Origin of the sequence: Polynucleobacter asymbioticus QLW-P1DMWA-1 (assembly GCF_000016345.1) — a bacterium.
Lineage (GTDB): Bacteria > Pseudomonadota > Gammaproteobacteria > Burkholderiales > Burkholderiaceae > Polynucleobacter > Polynucleobacter asymbioticus.
On sequence record NC_009379.1, the window covers coordinates 1,086,258 to 1,100,924 of the forward strand.

The following is a 14,667-nucleotide window of genomic DNA, read 5'->3' on the forward strand; positions in this document are numbered from 1 at the left end:
GTTTCAAAGAGCTTGTTGTTCTAGGCGTCATCATCTTTTTCTTGTCAGCGTGATGGTGTTCATAAGTACCCTATTGCTTTCATTTAATTCAATTGCCCAATCTAAAGTATGGCCCGATAAGCCGGTCAAACTGATTGTTGGCTTCCCACCAGGCGGCGGCTCTGATGCAGTAGCCCGCGTCATTGCAATCAACTTATCTCAAATGTGGGGTCAGCAAGTCATTGTTGATAACCGCGGTGGCGCTGCCGGTACGATTGCAGCAGATCTAGTAGCCAAGTCAGCGCCTGATGGTTACACGCTTGGACTTGCGCATGTGAACGCCATGTCCATCATTCCTGCTTTGGGGCAAAAAATGTCCTATAACGCAGCGACGGATTTCACACCCATCGTCTTGCTGGGTATCACGCCCAATATTTTGATAGCTAACGTAGATGCGCCTGCAAAGAACGTTAAAGATTTAGTTGCCTATATGAAACAAAATCCAGGCAAAGTCACTTTTGGCTCGGCAGGCAACGGCAGCACTCAACATCTTGCCTTTGAATTATTCATGCATATGGCAGGTACCCAAGCCTTGCATATCCCCTATAAAGGTAGCGGTCCAGTACTCGTGGATTTAATGGCAGGACATATCACCTATGCCTTTGAAACTATGGCTGCTGCTACACCACATATTCAAAGTGGCAAAGTCATTCCTTTGGCCCAAACACGCACCAAACGCTCTCCTGCCTACCCCAACCTCCCCACCATGGATCAACTCGGTTTTGTAGGATTTGAGGCTACTGCTTGGTACGGCTTAATGGGTCCAGCTAACTTAGACCCAAAAATTGTGCAAAAGATTAATACCGACGTCAATACGATTTTACGAAAGCCAGAAGTGCAAGCCAAGATGGCTGATGTGGGAGCAGAGGATGGTGGCGGCACCCCAGCGGCCTTCAGTAAATTTATTGTCAAAGATCGAAATCAATGGGCAAAGTTGGTGAAAGATGCCAAGCTGCAGGTTGACCTGAACTAAAACAGAAAATAAATAAGGCTCCAAACAGGAACCTTATTTATTGATGCAGATTGGATTCTCTCGCTTACTACTCACCCGCAGTAATGGCCAACTCTTGCGCTTCAAATGGATCGCGAGTTGTTTTCTGAACTTGAGGCGCAGTCTTAGGTTTGGTGCCTGGCATGAGCTCAAAGTCTGGCTTAAAGACAGTTAAGGTACCTTTCAGTTGATCAAAGGCCTTACGGTCGCCAACAAACTTCACTTTGCCTTCAGCCAAAAGCCTGTCGAATGTAGTTTGACCGCCCATGACTTGCTCTAAATCACTGCGATTCAGAGTAATCGTTAGTGTTGGATCCTTGGCTTGCTGACCTTTGATATTCGTTAAGGTCGAGTTACTCATCTCAATTACAAATTTTTCGCCGTTATCAGGCGTATCGAGATTGATAACGAAATTCATGCCAGTAGCTTTTTTACTGTCCATACTAATTGCTAGTGAGTTAAGCCATAACTCGGTAGTCATCGCCTTGATCATGTCAGGTCCATTGGATTTTGGAGAGGCTCCTGATGGCATTCCATGACGCAACTCATACGCCGCCCCTAAAAAACTATTACGCATGCTTGCGCTCTCTTTTTGGTAGCCAATTTGCTCAAAGATATCTGCAAGTAAATCTTTGGCTGCAGTATTGTCGGGTTGAGCGTAAACCAATTTATTGACAATCTCCATCGCCTCGCGATATTTACCTTGTTTATAAAGCTGTCGTCCTTTCGCCAAGATCTTTGACGAACCACCCATCATTTCAACGTACAAAGGAGCAGAATCTCTTGGTGATAGGGGCGCCAGGGTTGCCGGATTGGCATCCCAATAACCTAGATAGCGGTTGATTACGGCGCGGCTATTGTGTTCCTCAGAACCATGATAGCTATGAGCAGCCCACTGGGTTTTTAAACTCTCTGGTTGCTTATAGACATTCTGAATTTCATTAATGGTGACGCCATTGTTTGCCAAGTGCAACACTTCATTGTGCAAATGAGCATAACTATCACGTTGTGTACGCATCACCTCCTGAATGCGTTCGTTACCCCAACGTGGCCAGCTATGCGAAGCAAACATCACTTCACTCTGAGTGCCATACCGATATAAAGCGTTGTTAATATTTTTAGACCAAGCCAATGAGTCGCGCACTAATGCGCCTCGTAAGGTATAGATGTTATGAATCGTTGCCGTGATATTTTCAGCAGCCCAAAATGCTTTAAATTGCGGGAAGTAGGTATTCATTTCCGCAGGCGCCTCAGTGCCAGGCGTATTTTGGAACTCCATTTCCACCCCATCTACCGTCATGGTTTCAAATGGTTGAGTGATGTATACATTGGGCTCAATTAATCCCAAGCTTCCTGCAGCGGTATTCTTGCCAATCGCTTGGTCCACATGCCCAAAGGGGCTCCGGGGTAATAAAACGCCGTACTGAAAGTACATCCGACGCGTCATTGCATTACCGGCATAGACATTCTCAGCAACGGCATGATCCATAAAGCCTACCGGGGCTATGACTTTGACTTTGCCGCTTTTCACGTCTGCCTCATCCACTACACCACGAACACCGCCAAAGTGATCCCCGTGAGAATGGGAATACACCACCGCAACCACAGGGCGCTTACCTAATTTTTCATTGACTAACTCTAAGGCAGCCCGAGCTGTCTCTTTCGCAGTCAATGGATCAAAGACGATCCAACCTGTGTTTGTTTTGATGAAGCTAATATTGGCTAAGTCAAACCCACGCACTTGATAGATTTTCTCGGGGACAACTTCGTACAGCCCGTATCCCATATTGAGAATCGCTTGGCGCTGCAAGGATGGATGAACGCTATCAAAGTCTTTACCTTGAAGCAGAAAATCATAACTACCCATATCCCATGCAACATTCCCAGCATCGGCCATGATGGACTTATATGTTGGGGCAGCAATAAATCCCTTTTTAGATTCTTCAAAGTCGCGCTTATCTTCAAACGGGAGAGTCTTGCGCAAATTATTCTGTAGATCAACGGTGTAGCTCGATGGGGCCTGCCCCTTAGGATCAAAGTGCTTTCCCTCCATTGCGCCAGGATCAACTACTACGCCCCCGCCACCGGCAGCAAAAGCAAAGCTACTAGCCATCAATGAAACCGCAAAAGCCATTTTAGAAATAGTAAAATTCATATATTTAGTCCTGACGAAAAAAGCCACTTTGATATCTCAATCTAATGATATGAGCCCCATCCTACATGGCAATTAGCCCTTAGGCTAATGTATCGCTAAACCAATCATTACTTATCCCTGAGTATTGAGGGGCAACTGAACAAGGAATTTGGCGCCACCGCCTAGATTGGACTCAAACCAGATTGAGCCACCATGGCGAGTCACGATGTGTTTGCATAACCAGAGACCCAATCCCATGCCATTCCGTTTGTTGCTAGAAAGCAATTCAAATAGCTGACTCTGAGTATCCGTAGTAATGCCGTCACCGTTATCGGCGACTGAAATCCGAATACCACCCTCGGTATGAACGCCTTCAATGGTGAGCTTTTTATGTCCTTGAGAAGAATTTTCTAAGGCCTGAATACTATTGTTGACTAGGTTTAAAAGCACTTGCTGAATTTCTCCAGCATTGGCCTGCAAAATCAGGCCGGGCTGTAGACGAAGTATGATTTGAATATTCCTTGCAATACACTCTGGCTTAGTAATATCGAGAACTGTATCGATTAAATCACTCAGATCTACCTTTGAATTAACGACGTGCTTCTCAGAAAAGATAGAGCGCAAAGAGCGAATGATGTTCGCTGCACGATTGTTATCAACTAATAATGTATTCAAAATCTCTGACTGAACGCTTGGATCTAAGTCACCATCAGCCAGCTTCTTTTGCAAGAACTGAATGTTTAGACTACTCGCTCCAAGCGGTTGATTGAGCTCATGCGCTATCGAGGCAGATAAAGCACCCGTACTAGCAGTCTTATTGGCTTTTAATAGCGAACCTATCAGAGCCTCTCGCTCTTTAAGAAGTGCCTTGATCTCCTCATTCTCCAGATGCGATTTAACGTTCGCAATAGTGATTTGTTCCGCCCAGTAACCCCCGATGGCAATATAGGACAGCGTATTCATTACCAATTGTGCAATGGTAAATAAGATGAGGAATTGAGGGATTTGGTCAACTTGCCGAATAGTGAAGGTGCCGGCAACAAGAATTGCCATCCGCCCTATCGCAAAAAATAATTCAGCCGTACTCGCATACTGCAAATACGTAAGCTGATTAGAGAATATTTGTTTTCTTTTACGACGTATTTCAAGTATCTGCCAGATATAAAACACGCTCGCTACCATGCACATGAATGTTGTGCGAACCTCAAATGTGCTATGGACCCGCATAAACTCAAAAACGATTAGAAAAAGAATGGCAGATATAAAAAAGCCAATCTTAAGAATTTTCGAAATGGGCTGATTTAGTGAATAACAAAATATGGCTTGTAGTCCAATGGCGATATACAAAAGCGTATTGGCGACAGTGAAGTTAAATTCAGGTTTAGCGACATCTTCGATCGTCACGATGCCTGCGCCAAAGATGATCAAACCCAAAATACTGACCAACAGTGAATTCATCCAATAAGGACTTGGCCTTACTAAATTCTGCGAGCGGTAGTAGTGAGAAATCCCAAAGAAAAGGCCCATCTGAATGATGGCCAAGATAAAGAAATAAATGGCAAGCATGAGCTTCATGACGCTAATCCTACAACGACTATAGGCGCATAGCTTAAAGCCTCTATTTTGGTCGCGTAACGAGCAAAAATCACTTTATGAGCCTTACAATGAAACCACACTATGTCCAGTCAAATCATGCGCTCACTCTTAGCTTCGTGCCTTACCTTAATCCTTCTACTTTGTGGATGTTCTGGCTTAGAGCGAAAAGCAGCCGTTCCAGCTCAATCCTTAAGCAAGGCTCATATTGCAGGCTTACCGAGTGTTCGCTACCTTGTCTCCACTCAAACTGGAGTCGATGCCCTGGTTCAAGATGTTGTCGCGCTGGAATCATCTCGTGGGAAAAATGCTTTTGATGGCGACGCCAATTACCTAGCCCTTTCTGGAGGTGGTGATGACGGTGCCTTTGGAGCTGGTCTCTTGGTTGGCTGGACCCAACAGGGCTCTAGACCGACATTTAATTTAGTTACCGGAATTAGTACTGGCGCACTGATTGCTCCTTTTGCCTACCTTGGTAAAGAATATGACCCAATATTGAAAGAGGTTTACACCAGCATCAAACCAACTGATGTGTATATAGAGCGCGGCATTCTATCCGGCATCATTAGCGATGGTCTTGCAGACTCCACCCCACTCTATACATTGATCTCAAAATACGTTGATGCCAATTTTCTGAAAAAAATTGCCTATGAATACACAACGAATGGCCGCTGGCTCTTAGTTGGCACTACCAATATTGATGCGGGTCAGCCCATTATTTGGAATATGGGGCGTATTGCCAGTATTGGCACTCCAGAAGCTCTTGAGCTGTTTAGACGCATCATGCTGGCCTCAGCATCTATTCCAGGCGCATTCCCACCCGTCATGTTTGATTTCTTGGTAGATGAGCAAGTATTTCAAGAGATGCATGTTGATGGTGGTGCGAGCACCCAAGTCTTTTTGTACCCTGCTGCTGCAGCCGTAAAAGCAAACGAATTAGGCATTAAGCGCCGCGCTAAACGCCAGGTGTACATTATCCGCAACTCGCGTTTAGATCCCCGCTGGAATGAAACAGAACGCCGCACCCTGAGTGTTGCAGGCAGAGCAATCTCACAACTCATACAAACTCAAGGGATTGGCGATCTCTACCGTATCTACAACACGGCGCAAAGCGATAACGTCGGCTTCAATCTTGCATATATTGGTTCAGACTTTAATGAGCCTCATACTGAAGAATTTGACACGAAGTATATGAATGCTCTCTATCAATATGGCTACGAACACGCTATTAAGGGCTACCCTTGGAGCAAATATCCGCCAGGATTTAAAGGTGCCTATGATGCCGATGGAGAAAAGATGCAGATGAAAAAAATTCAATAGCAATACATACGGCTACCATTCTCACATACCTCCCAGAATTAATATGACAGCCCCGCCAAACCTAGAAACTATTCTTAAGACTGAGTTGCTTACTGAAAATATAGTAGCCTCCAAATATCAAATATTATTAGGTCAAGATACGATCTTTAACCCCTCAGTCACATGGCTGGGAAATCAAAAAATCTTCATTGCTAGGCGCTCTTCCTTAAAAACAATTAATGGTGGACTAAGATACGAATATACAAGTGCCCCAAACACAGAAAACCTTATTTTTATCTGCGATAAAGATAATAATTTAATCACCACATCACCTCTAAATGATTTCGCCACAAGAAAATTAACTGGGATTGCAGATTGTGGACTTGAAGATATAAGACTTTTTGTCATAGATGGGGCTTTATATGGCATTTGCGCGGGCCTTTCATTTCCCGGGGGGATTTATAAGCCAAAGCAAATTATTATTGAAATAAAGCAAAATACGATTGTCAATGCTATCTGGCTGAGCTCTCCCACAAATTCAGATTGTGAAAAAAATTGGGCTCCATTAGTCTCAAATCATAACCTTTATCTTTTCTATGGACTCGATCCGTTGAGTTGCCTTGAGATAAGAGGCAACCAAATACTGCTAAAAAAGGGTGTGCTAACTAGCAGCAGCCAAATTAAGTTAAGGGGCGGAACACCCTTCATCACGATTAAAGATAAACATATTTGCCTTGGGCATTACGAACCAATCATGTTGGATCAAAGATATTATCGACATAGTTTTGTAATGCTTGATAACGAGTTCAACATTCTAGAAATAAGCAGGCCATTTTTTATTCAACAAAGAGGTTTAGAGTTTGCAACAGGCCTTTGCGTATCAGACGAAATAATTACTCTAAGTTATGGAGTATCAGATAAAGAGGCTCATTACTTAGACTTTTCTATAAATGAACTTCAAAAGTATCTTTTGCTTCTTTAATGCCAACTCCATCAAAGAAAATATACCCCCGAATTTAAGGGTGCCCATAATGACGATCGAGCACTCCTAGTCAGCAATAAATTCTGTAACCTGAAAATGTATAACCCCAGCCAATGCGCCGGGGTTATACATTTTTTGTAAACGATTTACCTTTACCCTCGATGGATACTACCCAAATAAAGGCTTTAATTCTTTGGTGATAGGAACAACGATGACTGAAGTTCCTTTAAATGACAAAGCTTCTAGATAAGCAGTTTTTAGTTCGTCCAGAGTTTCCACTTTTAAAGATTTAGCACCATAAGCCTTGCCCTGCGCAACAATATCTAAGCCCGGTAAATCTAATCCAGGAACATTCGGTGTTTGTTCTAGCTCAGCAAATTGCTTCAATATGCCGTACTCCTCATTCTGAAACACAACATAAATTACGTGTGTTTTTTGCTGAACACCCGTATATATCCCTTGAACCGAATACTGGAAAGAACCGTCACCCATGAGAGTAACCACAGGTCTATTTCTACCGGATACTTCTTCACCTAAAGCCAAGCCTACTGCAGCAGGCAAATCCCACCCCAAACCACCAGAAGCAAAGGTATAAAAAGTGTCCGGTTGATTAATGCGGAACACATCCTGCATCAAAGGAACAATCGAGGGGCACTCTTCCACCAAAACAATCTCTTTGGGTGAATTTTCTTTCAGAACCTCAAGTACGGCATGAGGCCTTAAAGGCATTGCCGTGCGATCTTCTTTCGTCATAGGAGATCGTTGAGGCGTGTTATTTTTTTCGCGCTGATCAATAAGCTTTAAGGCCTCAATTAAAAATAGTTTGCTATCACTTACCAAGCTATCACCAACCACTGCTTTCGATGTCATATTCGGATCATCACTTACCTGCAATAATGTTGAGCCTTCAGGAATAAACTGCCCTGCTATCCATGGGTAATAGCGGAAGACTGGCGCGCCAATCACAACAATCAGATCGTGGCCTTGAATTTGCTTTTCCAGCGAACCGATACCCGAAGTAAGCGCTCCTTGAAATAAAGGATGGTCTTCTGGGAAGGGGGTGCGCTCAGCAAATGGAGCAGCCCACACAGGTGCATTTAAGCGCTCTGCAAATGCAATGCCGTCAGACCATGCTTGGCTTCTAGCAATATCTGAGCCATATATTAACAACGGGTTTTTGCTAGCGGTAATACGCTGGGCAAATTCCTTCACTTTGTCCGGATCGGGCCCTTGTCTAGTGGATACAGTTCGTGCAACATCGACCTCAGGGATCAATTTTTCCCAATCGTCTAGAGGGAGAGATAAAAATACGGGGCCCTGGGGTTGCTGCATCGCAGTTGCATAGGCCCGCATGAAAGCACCAGGCACATCTTCCGGTCTTGCTGGCTCATAGCTCCATTTCACCCAAGGCTTGGGCATATTAATAGCTTCAATATTGGTTAGCAGAGGTTCATTCAAGAGCATTTCACGAGTTTGCTGACCAGCAGTAATAATGAGAGGCGTTTTATTTTGATACGCAGTGAGTAAACACCCCATCGCATTACCTAGTCCAGCTCCAGTATGAATATTCACAATGACCGGCTTACGCAAACTTTGAGAAAGTCCATCTGCAATAGCGACCACACTAGCCTCTTGAAGAGCTAATACATAATTAAAGTCAGATGGAAAATCTTTGAGAAATGTTTCTTCAGTAGAACCAGGATTACCAACTACTGTGGTTACCTGAAGCTTTCGCAATAAATCAAATGTGATTTCTTTTACTGTGCGCATAGTACTCTTTCTATGGGGTGCTGTATATAGTTAAAGTTAGCTTTAAAGCTAATATAAACCATTGATTCATGATGATGACCAAAAATAAGCTTTTTGTAATTAAAGTCTAATACCAAATATTCCTCGCGTATAAAACAAAAAACCCCATGCTTAAGGGCATGGGGTTTTTGTTAGTAAATATTAAACCCGCTTGAAAAGAAAAAAGTTTTATTGCACTTCTCCAGTCCAAGTATTTTGGCCGGTTTCGGCACCAACTGGATATTGAGAGCATGCTGCTGATGGATTGTTGTAATGGCTACCGGCACCAGTTGCCATATACGATTCAGGGCCTGTATGGTGACCTAGATAGGCATCAAAAATAGCGCAAGAACATGTAGCAGTCCGCACGAGCATTTCTTGCCCATCGGATTTTGTAGTTTTAACTGGCTTTGGATTTACTTTGCAGTCAAAGCTCCAGCAATTAGTTGTTTTTGTACCCTGAGGACAGGATTGATACCCAGCTGTTCCAGGTTGCCATTTAGGTGTTGCGCTCTCCATTGGAAACACTGTTTCTAAACCCATTAACGACCAAATTCTATCTGGGCCAGTGCGTGCGCAAGACCCTTTCATGTTTCCTTCATTCAAGCCAGCCAATCCTTCAAGCGCTATCCCATTCTTATCAGCAATTTCTTTAGTGATAATTGGGCACTCGCAAACTGCCTCAGGATAATTTTTAGTTCTGTGATCACCACCAACATTGACAGCAATTTTTTTACCAGTTGGCTTACAAGTTGAAGAGCCACAGAAAGCAAATTCCCCAGGGCATGCAGTAAGCTTTGGTCCAACAGGCGCGCTTGCTTTTCCCGGTGTATCGCGAACAGTCTCCCTGACATCTTGTTTGGTTATGTTATCGCCCCTCGAAGTAGCTCTTTGATCGACACGATCTTTGAGATTTTGAGTATTTGAATCTGACTGCCCAAGAGCGGATAAAGCTAAGCTAGTACTGAATGCAAATAAACATATTTTTTAAACATGGTTAGATTCCCCTAATCGGCATTGGGATCAATTTTTCGCTTAAATTATGAATTGCTAGGAATAAAAAAGCCACCCCGGAGGATGGCTTTTGTGAAGATTTTGGTAACAAGGCCGCTGTATTGCCACAAACCCTTGTAATACCTATTGAATTGGCGGAAGAGGTGAGATTCGAACTCACGGAGGACTTTCATCCTCGCCAGTTTTCAAGACTGGTGCATTCAACCGCTCTGCCACTCTTCCATTTGCTTGAATCAGATTCGATTCAAGCCATAGATTATAAAGAACTTTTGATTTGACCCTCTAAATGCTTGGCAATAGCAAGGCTGGAGGTCAACCCGGGGGACTCAAAGCCGTATAAATTGAATAAGCCCTGCAGCCCATGATCTGTTGGGCCATTAAAGCAAAAGTCTCCTGCGGGGCTGTTGGGTGGGACTATTTTTGCCCTAACCCCAGAGTAATCTGGCTGAAGAGCACCATCTTTGAGGCCGGGCCAATAACGACGTACGGCTTCATAAAAGCCATCCCCTCTTTTTAAGTCTACTGTGTAATCAATTTGCTCCTCAGACTCAATATCAAGCCACTCTACATCTGGACCGAACTTGGCTTGACCACCCATATCTAAAGTGAGATGGACGCCGAGCCCGCCAGGCTCTGGAATGGGATAAATGAGATGGGTAAATGGAGATTTACCGGATAAAGAGAAATAGTTACCTTTAGCGAAGTACGCTTTAGGTATTTGATCTTTCGCTAATTCTGTAATTTTTTGGGCAACTGCTGGTGCACTCATACCAGCACAGTTAATTAACAACTTGGCTTGCAATTGCATGCCATCAGGTCCACCAATCTCGAGCTCAAAACCATTTTCTGCATTCGCCCCAATTGGCTTTGCACTAATCAGCGGCGATTGATAGGCCACCATACCGCCAGCATCTTCAAAGCCACCCAAAAGAGAAAGCATATATCCATGACTGTCTACGATGCCAGTGGACGAGGAAAGAATGGCTGCTACGCATTGCAACTGTGGCTCTAAAGCTTTAGCTTGTTCGCCAGAGATAATTTTGATGTCTGGAACACCATTGTTTTGCGCTTTATACAGAATCGCTTGCAAGTCATCTAGTTGTGATGCATCGCTAGCTACGATGAGCTTGCCGTAGGGTTGAGTAGCCACTTGATGGCTGCGGCAATATTCATAGAGAAGGTGGTTTCCTTTGACACAAAGCTTTGCTTTTAAAGAATCCTTGGGGTAATAAATCCCCGCATGAATGACCTCGCTATTGCGGGCGCTGCTGATGGTGCCAAAGGCATTTTCTCGCTCTAGCAGGATAGTTTCGCGGCCTTGGAGTGCCATTTCTCTGGCAACAGCTAAACCGACTACCCCAGCCCCGATTACGACACAATCTACGCGCTCCATCTTTCTGCCTCAGATCCTATTCTTAGCCCATCTATCAGTAATAGGCCTTTCTTATGACTCTTAATATACCGAAATCCTAACATTTTCAGTGTTTTAAGGGTTTTGAGGCCCCTTATTGATAATGATAAAATCTAGAAATGTCTTTAACTACCGATTCTCAGTCCAAAGCAATCAGCACAAATGACCTTGGCACGCTGCCCAATGGCTCCCATGCTGCTGTAGATGTAGTTCTGGATACTGCATACCAAGGTATCGACGAGAAGTCCTGGAAGAAGCTATTTGCAAACGCCCGCTCAGCAGGCGTCCCTGAATTTATTACCGATATGTTTGCCGGCAAACATATCAATCAGAGCGAAGATCGCCCCGCCCTACATTCCGCTTTACGCAACCTATCTAAAACTCCAGTCATGCTCCACGGCCAAGATGTCATGCCAGCCGTTGCAAATGTATGGCGACGTATTGAAGCACTTTGCAATAAGTGGGTTGGCATTACTGATGTGATTCATATTGGCATTGGAGGATCAGACTTTGGTCCACGCTTAGCCATTGAAGCATTGGCTCATGTACCTGGTATTGATTGTCGAGGCATGCGCATGCATTTCTTGGCCAATATTGATACCGCTGAATTAGCTCGCATTCTGGATCGTGCTCAACCTAATAGCACGCGCGTGATTATTGTTTCAAAGTCCTTTACAACTTTAGAAACCACGATGAATGCCAAGGCTGTAGTGGCATGGCTCAAAGCCAATGGGCTTACTAAGAGTCAAATCAATCACTCCTTGTTTGCTGTTACTGCAAACATCCCTGCTGCAAAAGAATTTGGGATTGAAGAAGACCATATTTTCCCTTTCTGGGATTGGGTCGGTGGTCGTTACTCCGTATGGTCAGCAGTCGGTCTACCAATTGCTCTTCAGTATGGATTTAAGACTTTTGAAGAATTCCTAGCGGGTGCGCACGCAATGGATTTGCATTTTAAAAATGCATCACTAGAAAATAATCTGCCTGTCATCATGGCGCTCGCACTTTTATATCAGCAAGATAAACATGACATTAAGGCCTATGCCGCTATTCCTTATGCAGATGCTTTGGATTGGTTTCCAAAGTGGTTGCAGCAATTAGATATGGAAAGCAATGGTAAAAGTATTGGCCGCGATGGAAAACCAGTAAAACATTCTTCACCAGTGGTGTTTGGTAGTGCTGGCAGTAATGCGCAGCATTCCTACTTCCAACTTTTCCATCAAGGCCCTGAAATCATTCCGATTGATTTTATTGCCGTGCGTAAACCGATGAGTGATCGCCCTGAAGCGATTGCACATCACCGTATCCTGCTTTCTAATTGCTTGGCTCAAGCCCAAGCTTTAGCCCATGGCAAGAATGCAGATAACCCAAACGATATCTACCCCGGCAATCGTCCTAGTAGCCTACTACTACTGCCTGAGCTAAATGCCTTCTATCTTGGTGCCCTACTAGCACTATATGAGAATCGTGCTGCAACTTTAGGCGCACTCTGGAACATCAATAGCTTTGATCAGCCCGGCGTTGAATTTGGCAAGGTACTTGCTAAGCCTATTGAAAAGGCTCTTGCTACCGGCTCTGATCATATTGAAACAAATGACGGTATTGATACCATTACCGCTTCACGCATTAATTTTTTGAACTCTCACTCGTAAAACCACAAATCATTTATTGATTTAAAGTTTTACTTCACCCCTCAGTATCTAAAGGTTTCCATGCAACTCTCCCCATCGATCTTCAAGGCTTATGACATTCGCGGCATTATTGATGAGACATTAGATCCATCGATCGCCAAACTCATTGGTCAAGCGTTTGGTACAGAGATGCGCGAGATTAATGAAACAGAAATCGTGATCGGTCGTGATGGCCGTTTATCAGGCCCAGCTTTAATTGAAGCCTTAACTGAGGGTTTGCTTTCTACGGGCATTAATGTTATTGACCTCGGTATGGTGGCAACTCCGATGGTCTACTTTGCCGCCAACCAATTGCTTGATGGCAAAAGGCCTAAATCAGGCATCATGATTACCGGTAGCCATAACCCACCGAATTACAACGGCTTCAAAATGGTATTGGGTGGTGCCGCTATTTATGGCGATCAAATTCAGGCACTTCGTAAACGTATTGAAGCGAGACAATTTCTCACTGGCCAAGGTATACGTAGCACTTTCGATATTTTCCCGATGTATTTGGCATATATCGTTGGCGATGTGAAGCTTGCTCGACCTATGAAAATTGCAGTCGATTGTGGCAATGGTGTTGGTGGTGCATTTGCTGGAAAACTTTTCAGGGCTTTAGGCTGTGAAGTACAAGAATTATTCTGCGAAGTGGATGGTAAATTTCCTAACCACCACCCTGACCCAGCCCATATTGAGAATCTACAAGATCTCATAAAAAATCTACAGACTACTGATAATGAATTAGGCCTTGCCTTTGATGGTGATGCTGATCGACTCGGTGTTGTTACTAAAGATGGTCAAGTCATTTTCCCGGATCGTCAAATGATGTTGTTTGCGAAAGATGTTCTCACCCGTAATCCTGGTGGTCAGATCATTTATGACGTCAAGTGCACTCGTAATCTCGCTACCTACGTAAAAAAATATGGTGGTGAACCATTGATGTGGAAAACGGGTCACTCATTAGTGAAAGCCAAGCTCAAAGAAACGGGCGCCCCTCTTGCCGGTGAAATGAGCGGACATATCTTCTTCAAAGACCGCTGGTTTGGTTTTGATGATGGTCTCTACACTGGTGCACGTTTATTGGAGATTCTGTCTAAAGAGAAAGATCCAAGCCAAACCTTAAATGAATTGCCAAATGCTATATGCACCCCTGAGCTTCAATTAGCCTGCGCTGAAGGTGAGCCATTTGCATTGCTGGATGTCATCAAAGCCAATGCCAAGTTCCCAAGCTCAGAGTCTATTAATACCATTGATGGTGTACGCGTGGAATATGCTGATGGCTTTGGTCTTGCCCGTCCTTCAAATACAACGCCAGTAGTAGTGATGCGCTTTGAGGCGGACAGCCAAGAGGCAATTAAACGTATTCAGGCGGAGTTTAAAGTCGTTCTCTTGGCTGCCAAGCCTGATGCAAAGCTGCCGTTTTAATAAATCTATTGAATCGTATCGTCAGGAGATGGGCCTTCTAGGCTAACTCCATGTAATGCGCTAGCCTGCTGGGCTTGCGCAAAGTGTTGGATCACGATTTTGCGCAATTCATCTATTTGCGATAAAGCATATTCTTGGGTGGGAAATATAGCTGGCAACTCTAATACCCTTCCATCTTCAGCAAGAAACCCCGTCTTTACCTGAACACCGCTTGGAGTGGTTTCTACAATAAAAATACTACGGCCCTGAATTTGCTCAGACCGATCTTCAGGTTTAGCTTCTATTTTTTTATCTTCAGACATTTGAATCCTTGCGAAT

The 14,667-nt window shown here is 44.1% G+C and carries 11 protein-coding genes and 1 tRNA gene; 5 read left to right on the forward strand and 7 right to left on the reverse strand.

Going from position 1 to position 14,667, the window contains the following annotated elements; translation table 11 throughout:
* Positions 1-73: 73 nt before the first annotated feature.
* Positions 74-1,012, forward strand: coding sequence for a Bug family tripartite tricarboxylate transporter substrate binding protein (locus tag PNUC_RS05655; RefSeq protein WP_227717078.1), 939 nt, complete (start codon positions 74-76; stop codon positions 1,010-1,012).
* A gap of 67 nt (positions 1,013-1,079) precedes the next feature.
* Here PNUC_RS05655 and PNUC_RS05660 read toward each other — a convergent pair whose 3' ends face one another.
* Together PNUC_RS05660 and PNUC_RS05665 are read right to left on the reverse strand one after the other, a co-directional pair.
* Positions 1,080-3,185, reverse strand: coding sequence for an alkyl/aryl-sulfatase (locus tag PNUC_RS05660; RefSeq protein WP_011902925.1), 2,106 nt, complete (start codon positions 3,183-3,185; stop codon positions 1,080-1,082).
* Positions 3,186-3,296: 111 nt separating this feature from the next.
* Positions 3,297-4,739, reverse strand: a complete 1,443-nt coding sequence (locus PNUC_RS05665; protein ID WP_011902926.1) for a sensor histidine kinase — start codon at positions 4,737-4,739, stop codon at positions 3,297-3,299.
* Positions 4,740-4,841: 102 nt separating this feature from the next.
* Here PNUC_RS05665 and PNUC_RS05670 point away from each other — a divergent pair, with 102 nt between their 5' ends.
* Both PNUC_RS05670 and PNUC_RS05675 read left to right on the forward strand, forming a co-directional pair.
* Entirely contained in the window at positions 4,842-6,077 is a 1,236-nt protein-coding gene (locus PNUC_RS05670) for a patatin-like phospholipase family protein (protein ID WP_011902927.1), read from the forward strand.
* A gap of 43 nt (positions 6,078-6,120) precedes the next feature.
* The gene (locus PNUC_RS05675; protein ID WP_011902928.1) at positions 6,121-7,038 is read left to right on the forward strand and encodes a hypothetical protein; all 918 of its coding nucleotides are present in this window, start codon (positions 6,121-6,123) and stop codon (positions 7,036-7,038) included.
* Positions 7,039-7,206: 168 nt separating this feature from the next.
* Here the strand turns inward: PNUC_RS05675 and mdlC are convergent, their stop codons facing one another.
* From mdlC to PNUC_RS05700, 4 genes are all read right to left on the reverse strand, one after another.
* Entirely contained in the window at positions 7,207-8,808 is a 1,602-nt protein-coding gene (mdlC, locus tag PNUC_RS05680) for a benzoylformate decarboxylase (protein WP_011902929.1), read from the reverse strand.
* Between the two features lie 207 nt (positions 8,809-9,015).
* A complete protein-coding gene (locus PNUC_RS05685; RefSeq protein WP_143070036.1) occupies positions 9,016-9,432 on the reverse strand; it encodes a hypothetical protein in 417 nt (138 codons plus the stop codon).
* A 540-nt stretch (positions 9,433-9,972) separates the two neighbouring features.
* A tRNA-Ser gene (locus PNUC_RS05695) sits at positions 9,973-10,062 on the reverse strand.
* A gap of 34 nt (positions 10,063-10,096) precedes the next feature.
* Entirely contained in the window at positions 10,097-11,233 is a 1,137-nt protein-coding gene (locus PNUC_RS05700) for an NAD(P)/FAD-dependent oxidoreductase (RefSeq protein WP_011902931.1), read from the reverse strand.
* A gap of 137 nt (positions 11,234-11,370) precedes the next feature.
* Here PNUC_RS05700 and pgi point away from each other — a divergent pair, with 137 nt between their 5' ends.
* Both pgi and PNUC_RS05710 read left to right on the forward strand, forming a co-directional pair.
* Complete coding sequence (pgi, locus tag PNUC_RS05705) at positions 11,371-12,903, forward strand: glucose-6-phosphate isomerase (protein WP_011902932.1); 1,533 nt, start codon at positions 11,371-11,373, stop codon at positions 12,901-12,903.
* Positions 12,904-12,963: 60 nt separating this feature from the next.
* Complete coding sequence (locus PNUC_RS05710; RefSeq protein WP_011902933.1) at positions 12,964-14,349, forward strand: phosphomannomutase/phosphoglucomutase; 1,386 nt, start codon at positions 12,964-12,966, stop codon at positions 14,347-14,349.
* A 5-nt stretch (positions 14,350-14,354) separates the two neighbouring features.
* On the opposite strand, the gene PNUC_RS05715 is transcribed toward PNUC_RS05710, so the two are convergent.
* Positions 14,355-14,651 carry a hypothetical protein gene (locus PNUC_RS05715; RefSeq protein WP_011902934.1) on the reverse strand — a complete coding sequence of 99 codons (297 nt, stop codon included), beginning with the start codon at positions 14,649-14,651 and terminating at the stop codon, positions 14,355-14,357.
* Positions 14,652-14,667: the final 16 nt, after the last annotated feature.

Excerpts from the sequence above, each read along its gene's own strand:
- PNUC_RS05660 (WP_011902925.1), bottom strand. The coding sequence starts at position 3,185 with ATGAATTTTACTATTTCTAAAATGGCTTTTGCGGTTTCATTGATGGCT.
- PNUC_RS05710 (WP_011902933.1), top strand. The coding sequence starts at position 12,964 with ATGCAACTCTCCCCATCGATCTTCAAGGCTTATGACATTCGCGGCATT.
- PNUC_RS05670 (WP_011902927.1), top strand. The coding sequence starts at position 4,842 with ATGTCCAGTCAAATCATGCGCTCACTCTTAGCTTCGTGCCTTACCTTA.
- mdlC (WP_011902929.1), bottom strand. The coding sequence starts at position 8,808 with ATGCGCACAGTAAAAGAAATCACATTTGATTTATTGCGAAAGCTTCAG.
- PNUC_RS05715 (WP_011902934.1), bottom strand. The coding sequence starts at position 14,651 with ATGTCTGAAGATAAAAAAATAGAAGCTAAACCTGAAGATCGGTCTGAG.
- PNUC_RS05700 (WP_011902931.1), bottom strand. The coding sequence starts at position 11,233 with ATGGAGCGCGTAGATTGTGTCGTAATCGGGGCTGGGGTAGTCGGTTTA.
- pgi (WP_011902932.1), top strand. The coding sequence starts at position 11,371 with ATGTCTTTAACTACCGATTCTCAGTCCAAAGCAATCAGCACAAATGAC.
- PNUC_RS05675 (WP_011902928.1), top strand. The coding sequence starts at position 6,121 with ATGACAGCCCCGCCAAACCTAGAAACTATTCTTAAGACTGAGTTGCTT.
- PNUC_RS05665 (WP_011902926.1), bottom strand. The coding sequence starts at position 4,739 with ATGAAGCTCATGCTTGCCATTTATTTCTTTATCTTGGCCATCATTCAG.